The sequence below is a fragment of the uncultured Megamonas sp. genome (assembly GCF_958438645.1).
In the GTDB taxonomy this organism is placed as follows: domain Bacteria; phylum Bacillota; class Negativicutes; order Selenomonadales; family Selenomonadaceae; genus Megamonas.
The window spans coordinates 150,876-170,069 of record NZ_CAUBSM010000001.1 but is presented as its reverse complement, the minus strand read 5'-3'; the positions used below and the strand labels follow the sequence as shown (position 1 = coordinate 170,069).

Annotated in this window: 22 protein-coding genes; 19 read left to right on the top strand and 3 right to left on the bottom strand. The window is 33.5% G+C overall.

Going from position 1 to position 19,194, the window contains the following annotated elements:
* Positions 1-2 precede the first annotated feature (2 nt).
* From Q5I67_RS00850 to rodA, 5 genes are all read left to right on the top strand, one after another.
* A complete protein-coding gene (locus tag Q5I67_RS00850) occupies positions 3-2,339 on the top strand; it encodes a formate C-acetyltransferase/glycerol dehydratase family glycyl radical enzyme (protein WP_302486067.1) in 2,337 nt (778 codons plus the stop codon).
* The gene (locus Q5I67_RS00845) at positions 2,302-3,249 is read left to right on the top strand and encodes a glycyl-radical enzyme activating protein (RefSeq protein ID WP_302486066.1); all 948 of its coding nucleotides are present in this window, start codon (positions 2,302-2,304) and stop codon (positions 3,247-3,249) included. The genes Q5I67_RS00850 and Q5I67_RS00845 overlap by 38 nt, the downstream gene beginning before the upstream one ends.
* An 11-nt stretch (positions 3,250-3,260) precedes the next feature.
* Entirely contained in the window at positions 3,261-3,938 is a 678-nt protein-coding gene (locus tag Q5I67_RS00840; protein ID WP_302486065.1) for a transaldolase family protein, read from the top strand.
* A 140-nt stretch (positions 3,939-4,078) separates the two neighbouring features.
* A complete protein-coding gene (gene yfcE / locus Q5I67_RS00835; protein ID WP_296923172.1) occupies positions 4,079-4,636 on the top strand; it encodes a phosphodiesterase in 558 nt (185 codons plus the stop codon).
* 109 nt (positions 4,637-4,745) lie between these two features.
* Positions 4,746-5,864, top strand: a complete 1,119-nt coding sequence (gene rodA / locus Q5I67_RS00830) for a rod shape-determining protein RodA (RefSeq protein ID WP_296898308.1) — start codon at positions 4,746-4,748, stop codon at positions 5,862-5,864.
* A gap of 7 nt (positions 5,865-5,871) precedes the next feature.
* Here rodA and Q5I67_RS00825 read toward each other — a convergent pair whose 3' ends face one another.
* The gene (locus tag Q5I67_RS00825) at positions 5,872-7,110 is read right to left on the bottom strand and encodes a nucleotidyltransferase (RefSeq protein WP_302486064.1); all 1,239 of its coding nucleotides are present in this window, start codon (positions 7,108-7,110) and stop codon (positions 5,872-5,874) included.
* Between the two features lie 149 nt (positions 7,111-7,259).
* Between Q5I67_RS00825 and Q5I67_RS00820 the strand changes: the two genes are divergently transcribed.
* From Q5I67_RS00820 to rnc, 12 genes are all read left to right on the top strand, one after another.
* Positions 7,260-7,763 carry a DUF177 domain-containing protein gene (locus tag Q5I67_RS00820; RefSeq protein ID WP_302486063.1) on the top strand — a complete coding sequence of 168 codons (504 nt, stop codon included), beginning with the start codon at positions 7,260-7,262 and terminating at the stop codon, positions 7,761-7,763.
* Positions 7,764-7,817: 54 nt separating this feature from the next.
* Positions 7,818-7,997, top strand: coding sequence for a 50S ribosomal protein L32 (rpmF, locus tag Q5I67_RS00815; RefSeq protein ID WP_008538627.1), 180 nt, complete (start codon positions 7,818-7,820; stop codon positions 7,995-7,997).
* Positions 7,998-8,251: 254 nt separating this feature from the next.
* Entirely contained in the window at positions 8,252-8,827 is a 576-nt protein-coding gene (fapR, locus tag Q5I67_RS00810) for a transcription factor FapR (protein WP_296923462.1), read from the top strand.
* Positions 8,824-9,858, top strand: a complete 1,035-nt coding sequence (gene plsX, locus Q5I67_RS00805) for a phosphate acyltransferase PlsX (protein ID WP_296899726.1) — start codon at positions 8,824-8,826, stop codon at positions 9,856-9,858. The genes fapR and plsX overlap by 4 nt, the downstream gene beginning before the upstream one ends.
* On the top strand, positions 9,839-10,843 hold the full coding sequence (locus Q5I67_RS00800; protein ID WP_296899728.1) for a beta-ketoacyl-ACP synthase III: 1,005 nt from the start codon (positions 9,839-9,841) through the stop codon (positions 10,841-10,843). Before plsX ends, Q5I67_RS00800 begins: the two co-directional genes overlap by 20 nt.
* 3 nt (positions 10,844-10,846) lie before the next feature.
* Entirely contained in the window at positions 10,847-11,794 is a 948-nt protein-coding gene (gene fabK, locus Q5I67_RS00795; RefSeq protein WP_302486062.1) for an enoyl-[acyl-carrier-protein] reductase FabK, read from the top strand.
* Between the two features lie 42 nt (positions 11,795-11,836).
* Entirely contained in the window at positions 11,837-12,781 is a 945-nt protein-coding gene (fabD, locus tag Q5I67_RS00790; protein ID WP_296896986.1) for an ACP S-malonyltransferase, read from the top strand.
* A gap of 1 nt (position 12,782) precedes the next feature.
* A complete protein-coding gene (gene fabG, locus Q5I67_RS00785; protein WP_296896991.1) occupies positions 12,783-13,526 on the top strand; it encodes a 3-oxoacyl-[acyl-carrier-protein] reductase in 744 nt (247 codons plus the stop codon).
* A 50-nt stretch (positions 13,527-13,576) separates the two neighbouring features.
* On the top strand, positions 13,577-13,807 hold the full coding sequence (locus tag Q5I67_RS00780) for an acyl carrier protein (RefSeq protein ID WP_008538619.1): 231 nt from the start codon (positions 13,577-13,579) through the stop codon (positions 13,805-13,807).
* Between the two features lie 86 nt (positions 13,808-13,893).
* A complete protein-coding gene (locus tag Q5I67_RS00775; RefSeq protein ID WP_296896995.1) occupies positions 13,894-14,838 on the top strand; it encodes a nitronate monooxygenase family protein in 945 nt (314 codons plus the stop codon).
* 16 nt (positions 14,839-14,854) lie between these two features.
* Positions 14,855-16,096, top strand: a complete 1,242-nt coding sequence (gene fabF / locus Q5I67_RS00770) for a beta-ketoacyl-ACP synthase II (RefSeq protein WP_296896997.1) — start codon at positions 14,855-14,857, stop codon at positions 16,094-16,096.
* 14 nt (positions 16,097-16,110) lie between these two features.
* On the top strand, positions 16,111-16,821 hold the full coding sequence (rnc, locus tag Q5I67_RS00765; protein ID WP_302486061.1) for a ribonuclease III: 711 nt from the start codon (positions 16,111-16,113) through the stop codon (positions 16,819-16,821).
* Between the two features lie 65 nt (positions 16,822-16,886).
* Here rnc and Q5I67_RS00760 read toward each other — a convergent pair whose 3' ends face one another.
* Together Q5I67_RS00760 and Q5I67_RS00755 are read right to left on the bottom strand one after the other, a co-directional pair.
* Positions 16,887-17,318 (bottom strand): MarR family winged helix-turn-helix transcriptional regulator, encoded by a 432-nt coding sequence (locus Q5I67_RS00760; protein ID WP_296895772.1) that lies wholly within the window; start codon positions 17,316-17,318, stop codon positions 16,887-16,889.
* Positions 17,319-17,427: 109 nt separating this feature from the next.
* Positions 17,428-18,321, bottom strand: a complete 894-nt coding sequence (locus Q5I67_RS00755; RefSeq protein WP_302486060.1) for an MBL fold metallo-hydrolase — start codon at positions 18,319-18,321, stop codon at positions 17,428-17,430.
* Positions 18,322-18,561: 240 nt separating this feature from the next.
* Here Q5I67_RS00755 and rplU point away from each other — a divergent pair, with 240 nt between their 5' ends.
* Complete coding sequence (rplU, locus tag Q5I67_RS00750; RefSeq protein ID WP_022227966.1) at positions 18,562-18,873, top strand: 50S ribosomal protein L21; 312 nt, start codon at positions 18,562-18,564, stop codon at positions 18,871-18,873.
* Positions 18,873-19,193: a ribosomal-processing cysteine protease Prp gene (locus Q5I67_RS00745; RefSeq protein WP_008538611.1), complete on the top strand. Its 321-nt coding sequence runs from the start codon at positions 18,873-18,875 to the stop codon at positions 19,191-19,193. The genes rplU and Q5I67_RS00745 overlap by 1 nt, the downstream gene beginning before the upstream one ends.
* The last annotated feature ends 1 nt before the right edge of the window (position 19,194 follow it).

Sequence of the window (19,194 nt, the reverse complement as noted above, 5' to 3'; positions counted from 1 at the left end):
TTATGATAAAAGATCGCGTACAAATTTTAAAAGAAAAAATGTTGTCCCAACCTAGATATGTCAGTATAGAACAAGCATTAATTATTACAAAAACATATAAACAACATGAAAATGAACCTATAATTTTAAAACGAGCTTATGCACTAGCAAATGCTTTGCGAGAATTAGAAATCGGTATAGAAAATGAAGAATTGATAGTGGGAAATCGTACTAAAGGTGTGCGTTATGGTGTAGTTTTTCCTGAAAGTGGTATTTCTTGGGTGGATAGAGAATTTGAAACTATTCCAACGCGAAAACAAGATAAATTTTTAGTAAGAGATGAAGATATAAAAATTTTTCGTGAACAGATAGTACCTTATTGGAAGGGTAAAAGTCTAGAAGATGTAATAAAACAAAATTTTGGTAAAGAAATAAGTGCGATAAACAAAGTAGTAAAAATAAATCAGACAGACCACGCACAAGGTCATATTTGTCCAAATGTAGAAAAGTGGCTACAAAAAGGCGTTAGTGGTCTACTAGCAGATGCTCAAAATCATTATGAAAATGCAGATGAGGATAAGAAAAATTTTTATCAGGCAATAATCATTGTAATGAAAGCAGTACAGGATTTTATGCTTCGTTATCATGATTTATTGATTGTTACTGCTAAAACTGATGAAAAAAATAGAGCTAGCTTAATAAAAGTAGCAGAAATTTGTAGAAATATCAGTCAAAGACCACCGCAAACTTTTCATGAAACTGTGCAGGCTACATGGTTTTTATTCGTGATTTTGCATATGGAAAGCAATGCGTCTAGTTTTTCTCCAGGTAGATTGGATAAAATTTTATATCCATATTATATAAAGGATATAGAAAATAATATTTTAACTAAAGATGAAGCTTTAGAAATTATTGAATGTTTATGGTTAAAATTTAATGAAATTGTTTATTTACGCAATCAGCATAGTGCAAAATACTTTGCAGGTTTCCCTATTGGCTTTAATATAGCTATTGGTGGTGTAGATGAACAGGGTAATGATTTTAGCAATGATTTATCAGAGTTGTTTTTATCAGCACAAGAAGATTTAGATTTGCCACAACCTAATTTATCGGTAAGACTTCATGAAAAAACTAATGATAAATTATTAAAACATGCTATTCGTGTAGTAGCCAAAGGCAGTGGAATGCCACAATTTTTCAATGATAAAGCTATCATTAAAGAAATGGAAAATTTAGGCGTAACCCATCAAGATGCTATGAACTATGCTATTGTTGGCTGTGTAGAACTCACGACTCAGGGCAATAATCTTGGCTGGAGTGATGCGGCTATGTTTAATATGAACAAAGTTTTAGAGCTCACTTTAAATCATGGTAGATGTCTGTTGACGGATAAACAGATGGCACCTGATTTTGGTTCACTTAGCACTTATAAAACTTTTGCAGATTTAGAAATAGCTTTAGAGAAAACAATGAATTATTTTGTAGAAAAGATGATTCCTTGTTGCGAGGCTGTGGAAAAAGGTCATATTGCAATATTGCCAACAGCATTTTTATCTAGTGTAATTGACGATTGCATGGAAAAAGGCATTGATGTAACAGCAGGTGGAGCAAAATATAATTTATCAGGAATACAATTTATTCAGGTGGCTAATTTAGCAGATAGTTTAGCTGTGATAAAACAATTAGTATTTGATGAGCAAAAAGTATCAGCAAAAGTTTTAGAAGAAGCTTTGAAAAATAATTTTGCTAATCAAGAAATTCTTCGTCAAAAATTATTAAATCATGTACCTAAATATGGCAATGATATTGCTTGGGTGGATGAATTAGGCGTTAAATGGGCTAGAAAATTCAGAGCAAAACTCAGAGAATTTACAAATTATCGAGGTGGAGCTTATCATATGGGCATGTATACAGTTAGTGCTCATGTGCCTATGGGCGAAAATTTAGGAGCTAGTGCAGATGGTCGTTTATCGCAAACTCCATTAGCAGATGGCGGTATGTCTGCTGTATATGGTAGAGATTTAAATGGCCCAACAGCAGTACTGAAATCTGTTTCCCGTTTAGATAATAATTTGACGACAAATGGCGGACTGTTAAATATGAAATTTTTGCCAGAATTTTTCCAAACACAGACAGGTATAGATAAATTTGCTAATTTTTTAAGAACTTTTGTCGATTTAGAAATACCGCATATTCAATTTAACGTAGTGCGTAGAGAAGATTTACTAAAAGCTCAAAAAAATCCAGAACAGTATAGTTCACTCACTGTTAGAGTAGCAGGTTATACAGCGTATTTTACAGAGCTTGCAGGGGAGTTACAAAATGAAATCATCGCCAGAACAACATATGACAATGTCTGAAGATAAAGGCTTAGTTTTTGATATTAAGCGTTTTGCTGTGCATGATGGGGCAGGAATTCGTACAACTGTATTTTTGAAGGGCTGTCCCCTTCGTTGTAAATGGTGTCAAAATCCGGAAGGATTGGATTATAAACAGCAAATATTATATTTAGAAAATAAATGTATAAAGTGCAAGACTTGTGAGCATATTGCTAAAAATAATGCGATAAAATTTGTAGATGATAAGATGAATATAAATCGTCAGCAAGATAGTAATTGGTTGCAGATAATAGAAGAATGTCCAACACGAGCTTTGCAATTTGATAGTAGATACTATAATTTAGTGGAAATTATGCAAGAAATAATGAAAGATGAAGCTTTTTTTAAATATGATGGAGGAGTTACTCTTTCCGGTGGAGAACCATTATTTCAGTATGAATTTGCTTTAGCTATATTAAAGGCTTGTAAACGGAAAAATTTGCATACAGCAATAGAGACCTCATTATTTACTAAACGAGAGATTTTGGCAAAAATATTGCCATATGTTGATGAGTTTTATACTGATTTAAAAATTTTTGATAATGATTGGCATAAAAATTGTACGAATGTAGATAATGAGATAATAAAAGATAATTTAAAGTATTTATTGCAAACGAATAAGAAAGATTGTGTGATTGTAAGAACACCACTTATTCCAACTTTAACAGCTACAAAAGAAAATATTGCACAGATTAGTAAGTTTATCAGTAATTGTTATCATGATGTAAAATATGAATTGTTAAACTATAATCCTTTGGCAAAAGCAAAATACAGTTATTTAGATAAAAAATATTATTTTACAGAAAATCCTAAATTGTATAGCAATGCACAATTACAGTTTTTTTATGATATTGCTAAGCAAAATGGAATAAAAAATTTAATTATTGAATAGGAGCGATGAGAATGAAAATTTTAGTTGACCATGCAGACATTGATGCTATTAAGAAAATGTATGAATATTATCCAGTAGATGGTGTTACAACAAATCCTTCAATTTTGAAAAAAGCAGGAAGAAATCCTTTTGATGTTTTAAGTGAAATTAGAGCTTTTATCGGCAGTGAGTCTGAACTTCATGCACAAGTAATATCAAAAGATGCTCAAGGCATGATTGAAGAGGCTTATAAAATGCGTGAAATATTAGGTGATAATACATTTATCAAAATTCCCGTAATTCCAGAAGGCTTAAAAGCTATTAAAAATTTGGCTAAAGAAGGTATAAATATCACAGGCACTGCCGTTTATAATCAGATGCAAGGCTTTTTAGCAGGTAAAGCTGGTGCCAAATATGTAGCTCCATATGTAAATCGTATTGATAATCTAGGGGCGAATGGTATTCAAGTTGCAAAAGATATTCATGATATGTTGAAAAATGCAGGTCTTGAAACTGAAGTTTTAGCTGCAAGTTTTAAAAATTCTCAGCAAGTATTAGAACTTGCTAAATATGGTGTAGGTGCAAGTACAATAGCTCCAGATGTTATTGAAAATCTCATTAAAGTTGATGCAGCAAGATGTGCAGTTGATGTATTCGTAAAGGATTTTGAAATTCTTTGTGGTGAAAAGAAAACAATGAGTAATATTTAATAAAAAAAAGATTTCTTGGATTTTTTCAAGAAATCTTTTTTCTTTTGGAGATATTTTTAAGAATGAATATGCCAAGTATGTATTTTTTTTTAGAAAAATGCTAGAATAATTTTATTATAATGATAAAGAGGTGCTTAGATATGAAAATTGGAATTATTAGCGATACACATGGTTGTCATGAACGATTTTCTCTTGCTTTTGATAAATATTTTAAAGATGCAGATATGATTATTCATGCAGGCGATGTATTATATCATGGTCCACGTAATCCAATGCTTTCAGATTATAATCCTGCAAAACTCGCAGAAAAATTAAATGCTTGTAGTATGCCTGTCGTTATTTGTCGTGGTAATTGCGATAGTGAAGTTGATACTTTAGTATTAGATATGCCAATTCAAGCACCATATACTTATGTTGTAGCAGAAGGTTTAAAAATAGTTACTACTCATGGTCATTATGTAGAAACAGATGAAGCAAAAGATAAAATGGCTAGAGCTTTAAAAGCAGATATTTTTATTTCTGGTCATGTGCATATCAATGTTTTAGAAAAAAGAGGAAATACAGTATTTTTGAATCCAGGCTCACCATCACTTAGTAAACGAGAAGATAAGAGAGCAACAGTGGCTATATTAGAAGATAAAACTATTAAAATTGTTGATATAGATACTGATGAAGTGATAATGGCTTTGACATTATGATGAGAATTGCTATAATAAGTGAGGATACAAATGATATTGTATCCTCACTTATTTTGTAAAACTAAATGGATTTGTTAACGAAAATGAAAAGAAGAAATGGTAGGTAATTATGTTCAATATTAGAGAGAATCGGACATTGCGTCGGTTGGATTTGCCTTTGACTTTAGCAGTCATTGGAATTTTAATAGTAGGTCTTATTACAATCGCTAGTGCGACTCATGTAAATACACCTAGTGATGATAGATATTGGTATTTACAAAGACAAGGCATGTTTGCCATTGGTGGATTGATTTGGGCATTTATGATAACGAATTTTTTTGATTATCGTGCTTTGAAAAATTGGGGCAATAAGATTTACATTTTTAATTTGATTATGTTGCTTGCTGTTATGTTTTTTGGTCATGCTGCTTTAGGAGCACAGCGTTGGATACAGATAGGTCCTATCAGTATTCAACCATCGGAATTTTCTAAAGTAATTATGATTATTGCTTTGGCAACATTATTAGAAAGCAGGATTGGACATTTAAATAAATGGCGAGAGGTAGCACCGGTAGCTTTATTTGTTTTAGTACCATTTTTGTTAGTTGCTAAACAGCCGGATTTAGGTACAGGATTAGTATTTTTAGCTATTTTCTTAGGTATGATTTTTGTAGCTGGTATTAGTTTAAAAATATTAGGTATTGTATTTGGTGCTTTCTTAGCAATGCTACCGATAATATGGCAGTTTTTACATGATTACCAAAAAATGCGTATCATGGTATTTATTGATCCAAATGTTGATCCATTAGGTTCGGGATATCATATTATTCAGTCTAAAATAGCGATTGGCTCGGGAATGCTTTTTGGTAAAGGTCTTTTTGGTGGTACACAAAGTCAATTAAATTTCTTGCCAGAAAATCATACAGACTTTATTTTTGCCGTTGTCGGTGAAGAATTTGGTTTTATTGGTGCAGTATTTTTATTGTGTTTATATTTGATTGTATTATGGCGTGGCGTAAAAATTGCACGTGAATGTAAGGATACTTTTGGCATGTTATTAGCATCAGGTATAACATCTATGTTGGCATTCCATTTATTAGTAAATGTAGGTATGACGATGGGGATTATGCCTGTAACAGGTATACCGCTTCCTCTTATGAGTTATGGTGTAAGCTCGTTATTGACGAATATAACTTGTCTTGGTTTATTGATGAATATTCATTTAAAACAACAAAGTTTACATTTTTAAAATTTAGTTATCTTTGTAGATAGTATGGTGAAGTTGTAAAATCTTGGCCATATGGTTTAAATGGTTTAAAACATAAATTATATAATTCTGTAGCGTAAGTATCTATAGCTAACATTTCTTCAAACGTTGTCAATTTTTGTTGACAACGTTTTTTACTGTCTAAATATGATGTTGTTTTAGTTATGATAGGAATAGAAGCATTCTTTTTCATTTGTTTGATTATTTGAGTACCTTTATCATTAAAAGCTAATATACGGGCATATAAAACACCTGTATCATCAAATGTTTGTATCATTTCTTTGGTAATGTTTAATAGTAGATATAAACATAAACGCTGTAGATTAGTTAAAGGATATCTTTTTGACTTTAATTGTTGATAGAAATCAGCTAAATCGGTAGCTTCGTTAGCAGCTTTTAATAATTTGTACTCCAATCCTTCGCGAATACCGTATATTTTAGTTAATTCTTCGAGTTTGGCTAATCTTAGTTTAGAGATTAAAGTAGTGAACAAATAATCCAAGTGAGGTAAATCTTGTTTTTGGTGAGTTTGTTGTAAAAGAGAAAATGTTTCTGTAGGTACAACTTGTTTAAGCTTAGAAAAATTGTTATTATTTGTATATAAAGAATGGCGAATAGCTGTACCACTGGCAAAATTTTCCTGATAATTTAAATCGTTATGTTCTGCTTTTACACGTTGGATGATATTTACTTGCAAGGGTTGGGGATAATTTAAATTGGCTTTTAAATATTCAATGCCTAAAATAGCATTGGGTGCTTTTAATATATTTTCAGAAATACCTGTAAGATTACTCAAAATTTTACTAGTTGTGGCAGCATATGATTGACCGTCAGAAAGGTTAGTTTTCAACAATTGTTGAAATTTTTCGCTTTGGGCAGTTTGGGCAATAAATGTTAACTCTTTTTCATTAGTGTATTCGCTACCAAAACAAATAGAGTCTACACAGTGTAATTTTTGTAATAAATCAATGCCACCTTTGGCGAAGTATTGAGCACTGCGAACGGTAAAAACAAAAGGAAGTTCGATGACTAAATCTATGCCATTTGCTACGGCAAGTTTTGCCCTTTGCCATTTGTTAACTAGGGCCGTTTCACCACGTTGGGTAAAATTGCCACTCATGACAGCTATAAAATAGCTATCGGGGAATTTTTCTTTATGTTTTTTTATGAGATATTTATGACCATTATGAAATGGATTATATTCGCTAATAATTCCAGTTATTGACATTTTTAATTCACTTTCTTGATTTTTTATTTTATAATTTTTTCAGTAATAAAAAATATTTTAGCATAGAAGAAGAATTTTTCCTAAAAAATTTACTTGGATTGTTTGACAAAATATATAGCTACAGCTATAATGAATTGAGGTTGATTGCAATGATGAAAATAAATGTATCGGAAATAGCTGAACAAATTGGTCATGAAATGGCTTTTAGTTTTAATGCAAAACCCGAAGACATTGGGCCACTTTTAGATGATTGTAAGTTAGAAGGTCCCATCATGGTCAAAGGAACCGCAACTAATACTGGTACTTGTTTTCGCATAGAAGGAAAGATTTTGTGCACTATTTCAGAGATATGTGATAGATGTTTAGAACTTTTCCAGAAAGAAAGCGAATATTCTTTTACGGAAGAATATACAAGAGATAAAGAATTTGCAAAAATTAAAGAAATAAATTGTTTTGACGGCGATATTATTAATATCGGCGATTTAGTGCGTGATATTATAATTTCTGCTCAGCCAACAAAACATTTATGTTCGAAAGATTGTAAAGGATTATGTAGTGTATGCGGTGCTAATTTGAATAAGACCGAATGCGGTTGCAATAGGGAAAGTATTGACCCAAGACTTGCAGCTTTGCAGGATTTATTGAAAAAATAGGTAAAAGCAATTTAGCTTGAAGAACCTTTAGTTATTTAAGGAGGTGTGTAGTAAATGGCAGTACCTAAGCGTAAAATGTCAAAAGCTCGTCGTGACAGACGTCGTGCTAACTGGAAATTAGAAGCTCCTGGTTATGTTGCATGCCCTCAGTGTCATGAACCAAAAATGCCTCATCATGTTTGCACTGAATGTGGTTATTATGATGGTAAAGAAGTTATCGCTTCTGCAGAATAATTTTCTGGAGCGAATTAGTATGCTCCCTTTATAGATATAGTGATATTATATTTCTCTATCTATAAAGGGAGCATATTTTATTTTAGGGATAAATCAGGGATTTTATAAAATAATAATTATTCAATGTTTAGTTGGATTTTGTTATAGATAGTGAATTAGTTAAGGGATTTTGTACTTGCCAATTAGAAAAAAAGTTTGTATAATAACCAATTGTAACTGATTATATTATCTGGTACTAAAAGTTGGTGTGAAGGATGACACGTGAAAAAAAGAGAATAAGACAAAGTCTATTAATAGATTATGTGAAATCCAAGCCCTTCTTTACGGATGAGGAATTGGCAAAACTTTTGAATGTTAGTATACAGACTATTAGGTTAGACCGTTTAGAACTAGGCATACCAGAGCTTAGAGAGCGAGTAAAACAATTAGCTGAAGCTACGCAGAAAAAAGTTAAATCTATTAGTAGTAGTGAAGTTTCTGGAGAGCTATTAGAGTTAGAATTGGGGAAATCAGGTATTTCGTTAATGAATATTACGGAAGATATGGTTTTTGAAAAATCTAAAATAGCTAAAGGTGCATATATGTTTGCACAAGCTAATTCATTAGCATTGGCTTTAATTGATGCCCCAATGGCGGTAACAGGTGTTGCTAATATAAAATATAAAGCACCAGTTCGTGTTGGTGATAAATTAATTGCCAAAGCTGAATTAAAGCACAAACGAGGAAATAAATTCTTTGTTTGGGTAAAAATTAAAAATGTTACAGAAGAAGTTTTTAGAGCAAAATTTATTCTTGTTTCATTGGAAGGTAATGGAGGATCCGAGGTATGAAAATTGCAGTAGATGCTATGGGCGGAGATTTTGCACCTAAAGAGATTGTAGCCGGTGCAATACTTGCGGCTAAACGCTATGATTGTGAAATTGTACTAGTCGGTGATCAAGCTCAGATACAAAAAGAGTTAGATAAAAATTATCCGGAATGGAGAAATAGTAATATCTCTATACATCACGCAAGTGATGTCATAGGTATGGGAGAACATCCAGGAGTGGCAGTGCGTAGAAAAAAAGATTCCTCTATTGTTGTTGCTACTCGTCTGGTAAAAGATGGTGAATGTGATGCTGTTTTATCTGCAGGCAATACAGGTGCAGCAGCAGCATCTGCATTATTTATTTTAGGTAGAATAAAAGGGATAGATAGACCTTCAATTGCTACACCTATACCTACAGGAAAAGGTAGCGTTACTTTATTATTAGACTCAGGTGCTAATGTAGATTGTAAACCAAAACATTTATGTCAAAGTGCATTAATGGGTTCTATCTATGCTAAATGTATGCTAGGAAAAGAAAATCCAGCAGTAGGTTTATTAAATATTGGTGAAGAAGCAACAAAAGGAAATGAGCAAGCCCAAGCCACATATCCAATGTTAAAAGGTATGAATACTATTAATTTCCAAGGAAATGCTGAAGGTAGAGATATACCAACAGGTCATTTTGATGTAGTAGTTTGCGATGGGTTTGTCGGAAATATTGTTTTAAAATTTGCTGAAGGTTTGGCAAAAACATTAGTAGGTTTGGCTAAAGATGCTATAAAAAAAGGTGGTATATTAGCTAAATTAGGTGCATTGTTATTGATGCCAGCTTTAAAGAAATTAGGAAAAGATATAGATGTTTCTGAATATGGTGGAGCTCCTTTACTAGGAGTTAATGGTTGTTGTATAATATCTCATGGTAGTTCTAATGCAAAATCTATCTGTAGTGCTATTAGACAAGCCTGTGAATTTGTAAAAAACGATGTATTAACTCAAATTAGGGATAATATAGATAAGGAGGAGATTTGGAGCCATGACACTGAAGTTAAATAGTGCAGGCATTATTGGAATAGGATATCATGTTCCAGAAAAAATCCTCACTAATGCAGATATTGAAAAATTAGTAGATACTAATGACGAATGGATTACAGAACGTACAGGTATCAAAGAAAGACGTATTTCTGCAAAAGATGAGCCAACATCAGAATTAGCATATAAAGCTGCTCTTAAAGCTTTAGAAGATGCTAAGATATCTGCTGAAGAGTTAGATATGATTATAGTGGCAACTATTTCTGCTGACTGTAATACACCTTCAACAGCATGTATTTTACAAGATAAATTAGGAGCTAAAAATGCAGCAGCTTTTGATTTATCAGCAGCATGTTCTGGATTTGTATATGGGTCTGCAATAGCGACACAGTTTATTGAAACTGGTGTGTATAAAAAAGTATTAGTTGTAGGTGCTGAAACATTATCTAAATTTGTAAATTGGCAGGATAGAAATACTTGTATCATTTTTGCTGATGGAGCAGGTGCTGCTGTATTCGGTGAAGTTGAACAAGGTTATGGTATGTTATCTTTTGATTTAGGTGCCGATGGAAGCGGTGCTACAACTATTGAAATTCCTGGTGGTGGAAGTAAACATCCAGCTGATCAAGAATCTATAGATAATCATATGCATTGCTTGCATATGAACGGAAAAGAAACCTTCCGTTTTGCTGTAAAGGCAATGGGCTCTACAGTATTGAAATCTTTAGAACGTGCAGGATTGCAAAAAGAAGATATTGATTATTTAATTCCACATCAAGCTAATATTCGTATCATTGAATCTGCGGCGAAACGTTTGCATTTACCAATGGATAAGGTATTTGTAAATATAGAAAAGTATGGAAATGCATCAGCAGCATCAATTCCAATTGCAATGGCAGAAGCTTATCAATCTGGGAAATTGAAAAAAGGTGAAATCATAGCTCTTTCTGGTTTCGGTGCAGGTCTTACATGGGCATCTTGCATTATGAAATGGGCTAAGGAGGACTAAATAATGTTCGAAAATAATCCTATCTGTAAATTATTAAATATAAAATATCCAATATTTCAAGGCGGTATGGCTTGGCTTGGTACAGCAGAATTAGCTGCTGCCGTTTCTAATGCTGGTGGTTTTGGTATTATTGGAGCAGGACATATGCCTCCTGATCTTTTGAGAGCCGAAATACAAAAAGTAAAACAATGGACAGATAAACCATTTGGTGTAAATATAATGCTTATGTCTCCATTTGTTAAAGAAGTCATTCAAGTGGTGCTTGATGAACGTGTACCAGTTGTAACAACAGGTGCAGGTAATCCAGGTGAATATATACCTGCATTTAAAGAAATTGGTACTAAAGTAATACCAGTTGTTGCATCAGTCGCACTTGCAAAACGTTTAGTTCGTACTGGCGTTGATGCAATTATTGCTGAAGGAACAGAAAGTGGTGGACACGTAGGTGAAATCACTACTATGGCACTTGTACCACAAGTAGTAGATGCAGTGGATATTCCAGTTATTGCAGCTGGTGGTATTGGTGATGCCCGTGGAATGATGGCAGCATTTGCACTTGGTGCTAGTGGTGTACAAATGGGTTCAAGATTTGTAGTATCTAGTGAATGTATTGCTCATGAAAATTATAAAAAATTAATTTTACGTGCAAAAGATCGCTCTACTGTAGTAACAGGCCGTTCTACAGGACATCCTGTACGCGTTATAGCGAATAAATTAACACGTAAATTTGATGAATTAGAAAAAGCAAATGCACCAGTTGAAGAAATTGAAAAATTAGGTGCAGGCGGATTAAATCTCGCAGCAAGAAAAGGCGATGTGGAAATGGGTTCTGTAATGATTGGACAGATTGCAGGTATGCTGAATGAAATAAAACCTGTTCAAGAAATTATAGATGATATTGTAAATAATCTTGCTAAAGTGATGGAAAACGCACAGAATTCTTGCAAATAAATAATAAATTTATAAAAATAATGGTGAAAGGGTGATTACTAAATGAGTAAACTCGCATTTTTATTTCCAGGACAAGGTTCTCAAGTAGTGGGAATGGGTAAAGATTTTTATGACAAATATGATATTGCGAAAAAGTTATTTAAAGAAGCTGACGAAGCACTTGGATATTCTATCATGGACATGTGCTTTAATGGCCCAGCAGAAGATTTAAAACTTACAGCAAATACTCAACCTGCTATTTTGACTATGAGTGTTATCTGCAATGAATTATTAAAAGAAAATGGAATTACTCCAGAAATCGTAGGCGGTCATAGTTTAGGAGAATATTCTGCACTAGTAGCAGCAGGTTCTTTGAAATTTGCAGATGCAGTATATCTCGTTCATAAACGTGGTATGTACATGCAAGAAGCTGTTCCTGTTGGCGAAGGCGGAATGGCAGCTGTAATTGGTCTTGATCGTGATAAAATTGTGGAAATTTGCGAAGAAGTAAGTAACACAACTTCCTTAGTACAGGCTGTAAACTTCAACTGCCCTGGTCAGATTGTAATTGCAGGTACTGCTAAAGGTGTAGAAAAAGCTAGTGAAGAAATGACAAAAGCTGGTGCTAAAAAATGTGTTATTTTACCAGTTAGTGCCCCATTCCATAGTAAATTAATGGAACCTGCAGCAGCTAAACTCGCTGTAGAACTTGATAAAGTAGTTGTATCTGATGCTACTATTCCAGTAGTAACAAATGTTACAGCTGAGGCTTTAACAAAAGCAGAAGATATTAAAGTAAGTCTTGTAAAACAAGCTGCAAGCCCTGTAAAATGGGAAGATTGTATCGCAACAATGAAAGATTTTGGTGCTGATACTTATGTTGAAGTAGGTCCAGGTAAAGTTTTATGTGGATTTAATAAACGTATTGACCGTAAATTGAAATCTTTAAACGTAGAAAATATAGAATCTCTTGAAAAAACTCTTGACTATTTCAAGGAGGTTCGATAATATGCTTTTAGATGGTAAGGTTGCATTAGTAACAGGAGCATCTCGTGGAATTGGTCGTGCAGTTGCTATTGAACTTGCAAAGGAAGGTGCTACTGTAGCTATCAATTATGCAGGAAATGTGGCTGCTGCCGAAGAAGTAAAGAATATAATTACTGATATGGGCGGTAAGGCCATGATTGTTCAAGCTGATGTTAGTGATGAACAGGCTGCTAGTGAAATGGTAGAAAAAGTAATAGCTGAATTTGGTCAGATTGATATTTTAGTTAACAATGCAGGTATAACTCGTGATGGTTTATTCATTCGCATGAAATCTCAGGATTGGAATGCTGTTATCAATACTAATTTGACAGGTATTTTTAACTGTACAAAAGTAGTAGCAAAATATATGATGAAAAAACGTTCTGGAAAAATCATCAATATGAGTTCTGTTTCTGGTATAATGGGAAATATAGGTCAGACAAATTATTCTGCTGCTAAAGCTGGTGTAATTGGTTTTACAAAATCTTTAGCTCGTGAAATGGCTAGTCGTGGTATTACCGTTAATGCTGTAGCTCCTGGTTTTATTGCTACTGATATGACAGCAGCTATGCCAGAAAAAGCACAAGCCCAAGTAGTAGGTTCTATACCACTTGGTAAAATGGGTCAGCCAGAAGATATTGCAAATGCAGTAGTATTTTTGGCATCTGATAAGGCTTCATATATTACAGGACAGGTTGTCAATGTAGATGGCGGTATGGTAATGTAATAATGAATAAATAAATAAAAAAGGTTATTCTGAGGAGGAGGTGACGAGGAATGGCTACTTTTGATAAAGTAAGAGATATCGTTGTTGATCAGTTAGGCGTTGAAGCTGATGAAGTTAATATTGATTCTACTTTCATCGACGATTTAGGTGCAGATTCTCTTGATATTGTTGAATTAATCATGGCTTTTGAAGAAGAATTCGGTATTGAAATTCCAGACGAAGCTGCTGAAAAAATTAAAACAGTTCAGGATGTTGTATCCTATATAGACCAAAATAAATAATTTTAGCGTTTTCTTAGAAAAGTCCCGTGGTTACTCCACGGGACTTTCTAAAGATAATAGAAGAAAAGCGGATTGGAGGAGTTATTTTGAAACTTCCTGAATTGAAAATTGGCAATAAAATTGCAAAAGTACCGATTATTCAGGGTGGTATGGCTGTTAGATTATCAACGGCAAGACTTGCAGCTGCTGTCGCCAATGAAGGCGGTATTGGTTTAATTGCTGCATCTGGTATGCCTACTGATGAATTAAGGTATGAAATTCGCTTGGCGCGATCTTTAACGTCTGGAATTATTGGTATTAACATCATGGTTGCAGCTAGAGGTTTTAGTGAAGTTGTAAAAACTGCTATTGACGAAGGTATTGACCTTGTAGTAGCTGGTGCAGGATTTTCCCGCGATATGTTTGGTCTTGGACAAGAATCTGGTACACCAATCGTACCGATTGTTTCATCTGTTAAATTAGCGAAAATATCCCAACGTCTTGGTGCTACTGCTATTGTGGTTGAAGGAAAAGAAGCTGGTGGACATTTAGGAACTAGCACATCTATACGTGAATTAATTCCGGATATTACAAAAGCGGTAGATATTCCTGTTATTGCGGCAGGCGGAGTACTTTCTGGCCAAGACATTGTTGATCTTATAAAGATGGGCGCAAGTGGTGTACAAATGGGTTCACGCTTTGCTGCCAGTGAAGAATCCAATGCTGCTCCGGCATTGAAGAATTTTTATTTGAAATCTAAACCGGACGACATTGTAGTTATACACAGTCCAGTAGGTCTTCCAGGACGTGCTGTAAGAAATCCATTTGCAGATAAAATAATGGTGGGTCCAGTTCCTCCAAAAGGATGTAGGGCATGTCTAAAGAACTGTAAGCATAATTTCTGTATAATTGATTCATTGATTCGTGCAGAACAGGGAGACGTAGAAAATGGTCTGGTATTTACAGGCGAATATATACACAGAATCAAAGAAATATTGCCAGTTAAGGAAATAATTTCTAGAATAAAATCAGAAGTTGCGGCAATAGATTAAATGAGAGGTGTTTGTTTTGACAAATAGAGTGGTAATTACTGGTTTAGGAGCAATATCTCCTATCGGTATTGGTAAAGACGCTTTTTGGCAAGGTCTTCTTGCTGGTAAAAGTGGGATAGATAAAATTACACATTTTGATGCTAGCGATTTTAAAGCACAGATTGCAGCAGAAGTAAAAGATTTTAATGCTTCTGATTTTATTGATAAAAAAGAAGCAAAACGCATGGATAGATATACTCAGTTTGCTATTGCAGCAACTAGACTTGCATTTGATGATGCAAATATGGATTTATCCAAAGAAGATAAAGAACGTATTGGTGTATTTATTGGTAGTGGTATCGGTGGTATTGAAACACTACACGATCAATATAATACTATTTTTACTAAAGGGCCAAATCGTGTAAGTCCTTTCTGCGTACCTATGATGATTAGTAATATGGCAGCTGGAATGACTTCTATTACTTTTGGTCTTCAAGGCCCTAGTATTTGCCCTGTAACTGCTTGTGCAACTGGTACAAATGCTATTGGTGATGCTATGCGTGTTATTCAGCGTGGTGAAGCTGATGTGATGGTTGCTGGTGGTACAGAAGCTTGTATTTCTCCACTTCCAGTAGCAGGCTTTGCTTCCATGAAAGCACTTTGCACAGATATGAACGATAATCCACAGAAAGCTTCTCGTCCATTTGATAAAAATCGTAGCGGTTTTGTTATGGGTGAAGGTGCAGGTATCGTTATTTTAGAAAGTTATGAACATGCAGTAGCTCGTGGAGCTCAGATTTATGCTGAACTTGCTGGATATGCTGCAACTTCTGATGCTTATCATATGACTAGCCCAGATCCAGAAGCAAAACAATCTGCTCGTTGCTTTACAAATGTAGTAAAAGATGCAGGTCTTGAATTAACAGATGTAGATTATATCAATGCTCATGGTACATCTACACCATTAAATGAAAGAACTGAAACAGCAGCTATTAAACGTGCTTTTGGTGATCATGCGTATAAATTATCTATCAGCTCTATTAAATCTATGATAGGACATCTTCTTGGTGCTGCTGGTGGTATTGAATGTATCGCTACAGCTTTAGCTGTTAAAAATGATATTATGCCTGCTACAATCAACTATGAAACTCCAGATGAAGAATTAGATTTAGATTATGTACCAAATGTTGCTAGAGAAAGAGTTATCAATGCAGCTATTTCTGATTCTTTAGGTTTTGGCGGTCATAATGCAGCTATTTTATTGAAAAAACTTAAGTAAATCAGGTTTTATAAATGAATTTATCAGAAAAACGCAAACAGAAATTAGGGGAATTAGTCTCTATATTAGGTGTGAAGTTTAATGATTTGAACTTATTAAATCAGGCTTTGACACATACTTCATATGCTAATGAGGCTAAAGACCATAGTCTTCATAACGAACGTTTGGAGTTTTTAGGTGATGCTGTGCTAGAATTAGCTTCTAGCACATACTTATTTAAAACTTTTAGTCAAATGCCAGAAGGTGAAATGACGAAGGCTCGTGCCTCTGTAGTTTGTGAAACAAGTTTAGCAAAACTTGCTATGAATTTAAATGTTGGGCAGTATTTATTGTTAGGTAAAGGTGAACGCTTAACAGGTGGAGAACATCGTCCATCGATTTTAGCAGATGCCTTTGAATCAATCATTGGTGCTATTTATTTAGATCAAGGTTGGCAGACAGCTTATGAATATGTGCTTGATAAGTTAAAAGAGGAATTTATTGCTGTAAAATATGGTTATAATTTAAAAGATTATAAGACTATTTTACAAGAAGTAGTACAAGGAAAAGGTCTCTATGTCGAATATAAATTATTATCAGAGACAGGTCCTGATCATGCGAAAATTTTTGAATTTGCTGTAGTTATTGATAAAAAAATCGATGGCAAAGGAAAAGGTACTACTAAAAAAGAAGCTGAACAACATGCAGCTTATGAAGCTTTAAAAAAATATGGCATAGAAAAATAAAAAAGACTAAGACAAATGAGGATAATGTGTGCATTTGTCTTAGTCCTTTTTATTTGTTAAATATTTTATTTTAGTGAAGATGAAAAATTTTTTTCAATCTTAGATAATAATTTCAATAATTGAATATTTTCCTGTTCAGTCAAGCTTTTTTCTACATCAGAAATTACAGAAATATCTACTTGATTTAAAGTATTGATGAGATTAATGCCTTTATCGGTTGTAGATAGAGAAAATGCTCTTTTATCATCAGGATTGGGAGATCTCTTAATTAATTCTTTTTGTTCTAATTTGTCGACAAGAACTTTTACATTATTAGGGTCTTTTTGTATAATATCGGCTAATTTTTTCTGGGATATATTTTTATTGATGTGAATTTGATTTAATACTACCCATTGCTCTGGAGTAATATTATATGGGGAAAATTTATGTGTCAAATTTTGATGAATTTTTCTAGCTATGGTACAAATTGTATATCCTAAAGATTTTTCGAGAAACATTAAAATAACACCTCAAGTTTTAAATATATTTTATTGTAACATAAAATATAAAGGTGAAGATAGATAAAGGAGTCTAAGATATTTAGACTCCTTTTTTATATTTAGATATTTATTTTATAGAATTAGCGATGGCTCTATCTATTTCTAAAGATAAGTTATTGAGATAATTATCAATGCCTTTTTGACCTAGATAAAATGGATTATTTTCTATGGAAGTAGAATTTACTACATTATTTAATTTAGCATAACCATTATCGGCAAATAAATGAGCAGTAGTTTCAACAACTACATTATTATCATGACAATATTGAGTAAAATGTTCTAGGGAAGATTTATATTGGACTTTGTTTTCTATGGATTTAGGAATGCCTGTGCCACCCCATTGAGCAGCCATATAAGTTTTACCTTGAGTTTTTACTGGGAATATAAAAGAGACACAACCAGGAGAATGACCAGGAGTGGATACTATAGTGACAGTAGTATCATCTAGAGTGATTTTCTGTCCATCTGTTAAGAATTCATCTACAGTACATTTTGGTGAACGAGCAGCATTTGCACCATCAAAAGTGTTATTCATATAATAAAAATCAGTGTTGCTCATAAAGATTTTAGCATTATATTTATCTTTTAAATACTGTGCTCCACCGTAATGGTCACCATGACCATGAGAGATTAAGATGTATTTTAAATCATGAGGATTTAATCCTAATTTTTCCATGCCATCAATGATCAATTGAGCATCGTTATTATCCCACATGGAATCAATGAGTATGATGCCATCAGAAGTTTGCAATGCCCAAGCTACGACACTTTTTGTACCTATACAATAAAGATTGTCAAAAACTTTTGTAGGCGTTAGGGGAGTATTATCGAATAATTCACTAGGTAAATTAGGTGGTGGGGAAGTTGGCGATGTGTCTTGTGCATAAGCTGAGCTAGAAAGCAAGATACAACAGCAAACAAGTGTAAATAAAATATTTTTTGCTTTGGCAATATAATACATAAATAAACCTCCTTAATAATAATACGTATACGTATGATTTTATATTAATATGTATACGTACTATTGTCAAATAATAATTTTATTTATTTAATAAATTTATTGACATTATTAGTTTAAATATGATAGAATTTCAAGATGTAAGCCTTAAGAAATTAAGGTTTCCCAACCGCACAAAAAGGTTTATAAATAGTCTTTGACTAACCGTAATTGGCGAGTATTAATTAAGGTAGGTGTAATTGAATGTACGCTATTTTCCAGACAGGCGGAAAACAGTATCGTGTTTCCGAAGGTGACGTTATCACTGTTGAAAAAATCGCAGCTAATGAAGGCGATGTTGTAACTTTTGATCAAGTTTTAACTGTTGTTAATGATGCAGATGTTAAAGTTGGTACTCCAGTTGTTGAAGGTGCTAAAATCACTGCAAAAGTTGAAAAACAAGATAAAGCTAAAAAAATCTTAGTTTTCAAATACAAAGCTAAATCCAACTATCGTCGTCGTCAGGGTCATCGTCAGCCTTTCACTAAATTAACTATTGAAAAAATCGAAGCATAATGATAAAAATATCTGTAATGCGTCAAGATGATGATAAAGTCATCGGTCTTTTAGTAGAAGGACATGCAGGAGCAGGCGCATATGGTCAAGATATTGTATGTGCTGGGATTTCTGCATTGGCTCAGTCAGTTATTTTAGGTTTGGCAAAACATTTACATCGTGAAATAAATTATGATGTAAAGCCCGGATATTTAAGTGTGGCTCTGAAAGATAAAGCTGATGATTTAACAGAAGCTGTCTTTGCTGTAGCTGTACTTGGTTTTGCGGAAATAGAGAAATCTAATCCGAAAAACGTTTCTGTTCTAAATATCAGGAGGTGAA

Coding starts and splice junctions, on each gene's coding strand:
- Q5I67_RS00760 (WP_296895772.1), bottom strand. CDS start 17,318: ATGTTTCTCGAAAAATCTTTAGGATATACAATTTGTACCATAGCTAGA.
- Q5I67_RS00800 (WP_296899728.1), top strand. CDS start 9,839: ATGACACTGAAGTTAAATAGTGCAGGCATTATTGGAATAGGATATCAT.
- fabG (WP_296896991.1), top strand. CDS start 12,783: ATGCTTTTAGATGGTAAGGTTGCATTAGTAACAGGAGCATCTCGTGGA.
- fabK (WP_302486062.1), top strand. CDS start 10,847: ATGTTCGAAAATAATCCTATCTGTAAATTATTAAATATAAAATATCCA.
- Q5I67_RS00840 (WP_302486065.1), top strand. CDS start 3,261: ATGAAAATTTTAGTTGACCATGCAGACATTGATGCTATTAAGAAAATG.
- fabD (WP_296896986.1), top strand. CDS start 11,837: ATGAGTAAACTCGCATTTTTATTTCCAGGACAAGGTTCTCAAGTAGTG.
- rplU (WP_022227966.1), top strand. CDS start 18,562: ATGTACGCTATTTTCCAGACAGGCGGAAAACAGTATCGTGTTTCCGAA.
- plsX (WP_296899726.1), top strand. CDS start 8,824: ATGAAAATTGCAGTAGATGCTATGGGCGGAGATTTTGCACCTAAAGAG.
- rpmF (WP_008538627.1), top strand. CDS start 7,818: ATGGCAGTACCTAAGCGTAAAATGTCAAAAGCTCGTCGTGACAGACGT.
- fapR (WP_296923462.1), top strand. CDS start 8,252: ATGACACGTGAAAAAAAGAGAATAAGACAAAGTCTATTAATAGATTAT.
- Q5I67_RS00850 (WP_302486067.1), top strand. CDS start 3: ATGATAAAAGATCGCGTACAAATTTTAAAAGAAAAAATGTTGTCCCAA.
- Q5I67_RS00780 (WP_008538619.1), top strand. CDS start 13,577: ATGGCTACTTTTGATAAAGTAAGAGATATCGTTGTTGATCAGTTAGGC.
- Q5I67_RS00755 (WP_302486060.1), bottom strand. CDS start 18,321: ATGTATTATATTGCCAAAGCAAAAAATATTTTATTTACACTTGTTTGC.
- Q5I67_RS00825 (WP_302486064.1), bottom strand. CDS start 7,110: ATGTCAATAACTGGAATTATTAGCGAATATAATCCATTTCATAATGGT.
- Q5I67_RS00745 (WP_008538611.1), top strand. CDS start 18,873: ATGATAAAAATATCTGTAATGCGTCAAGATGATGATAAAGTCATCGGT.
- rnc (WP_302486061.1), top strand. CDS start 16,111: ATGAATTTATCAGAAAAACGCAAACAGAAATTAGGGGAATTAGTCTCT.
- rodA (WP_296898308.1), top strand. CDS start 4,746: ATGTTCAATATTAGAGAGAATCGGACATTGCGTCGGTTGGATTTGCCT.
- yfcE (WP_296923172.1), top strand. CDS start 4,079: ATGAAAATTGGAATTATTAGCGATACACATGGTTGTCATGAACGATTT.
- Q5I67_RS00845 (WP_302486066.1), top strand. CDS start 2,302: ATGAAATCATCGCCAGAACAACATATGACAATGTCTGAAGATAAAGGC.
- Q5I67_RS00820 (WP_302486063.1), top strand. CDS start 7,260: ATGATGAAAATAAATGTATCGGAAATAGCTGAACAAATTGGTCATGAA.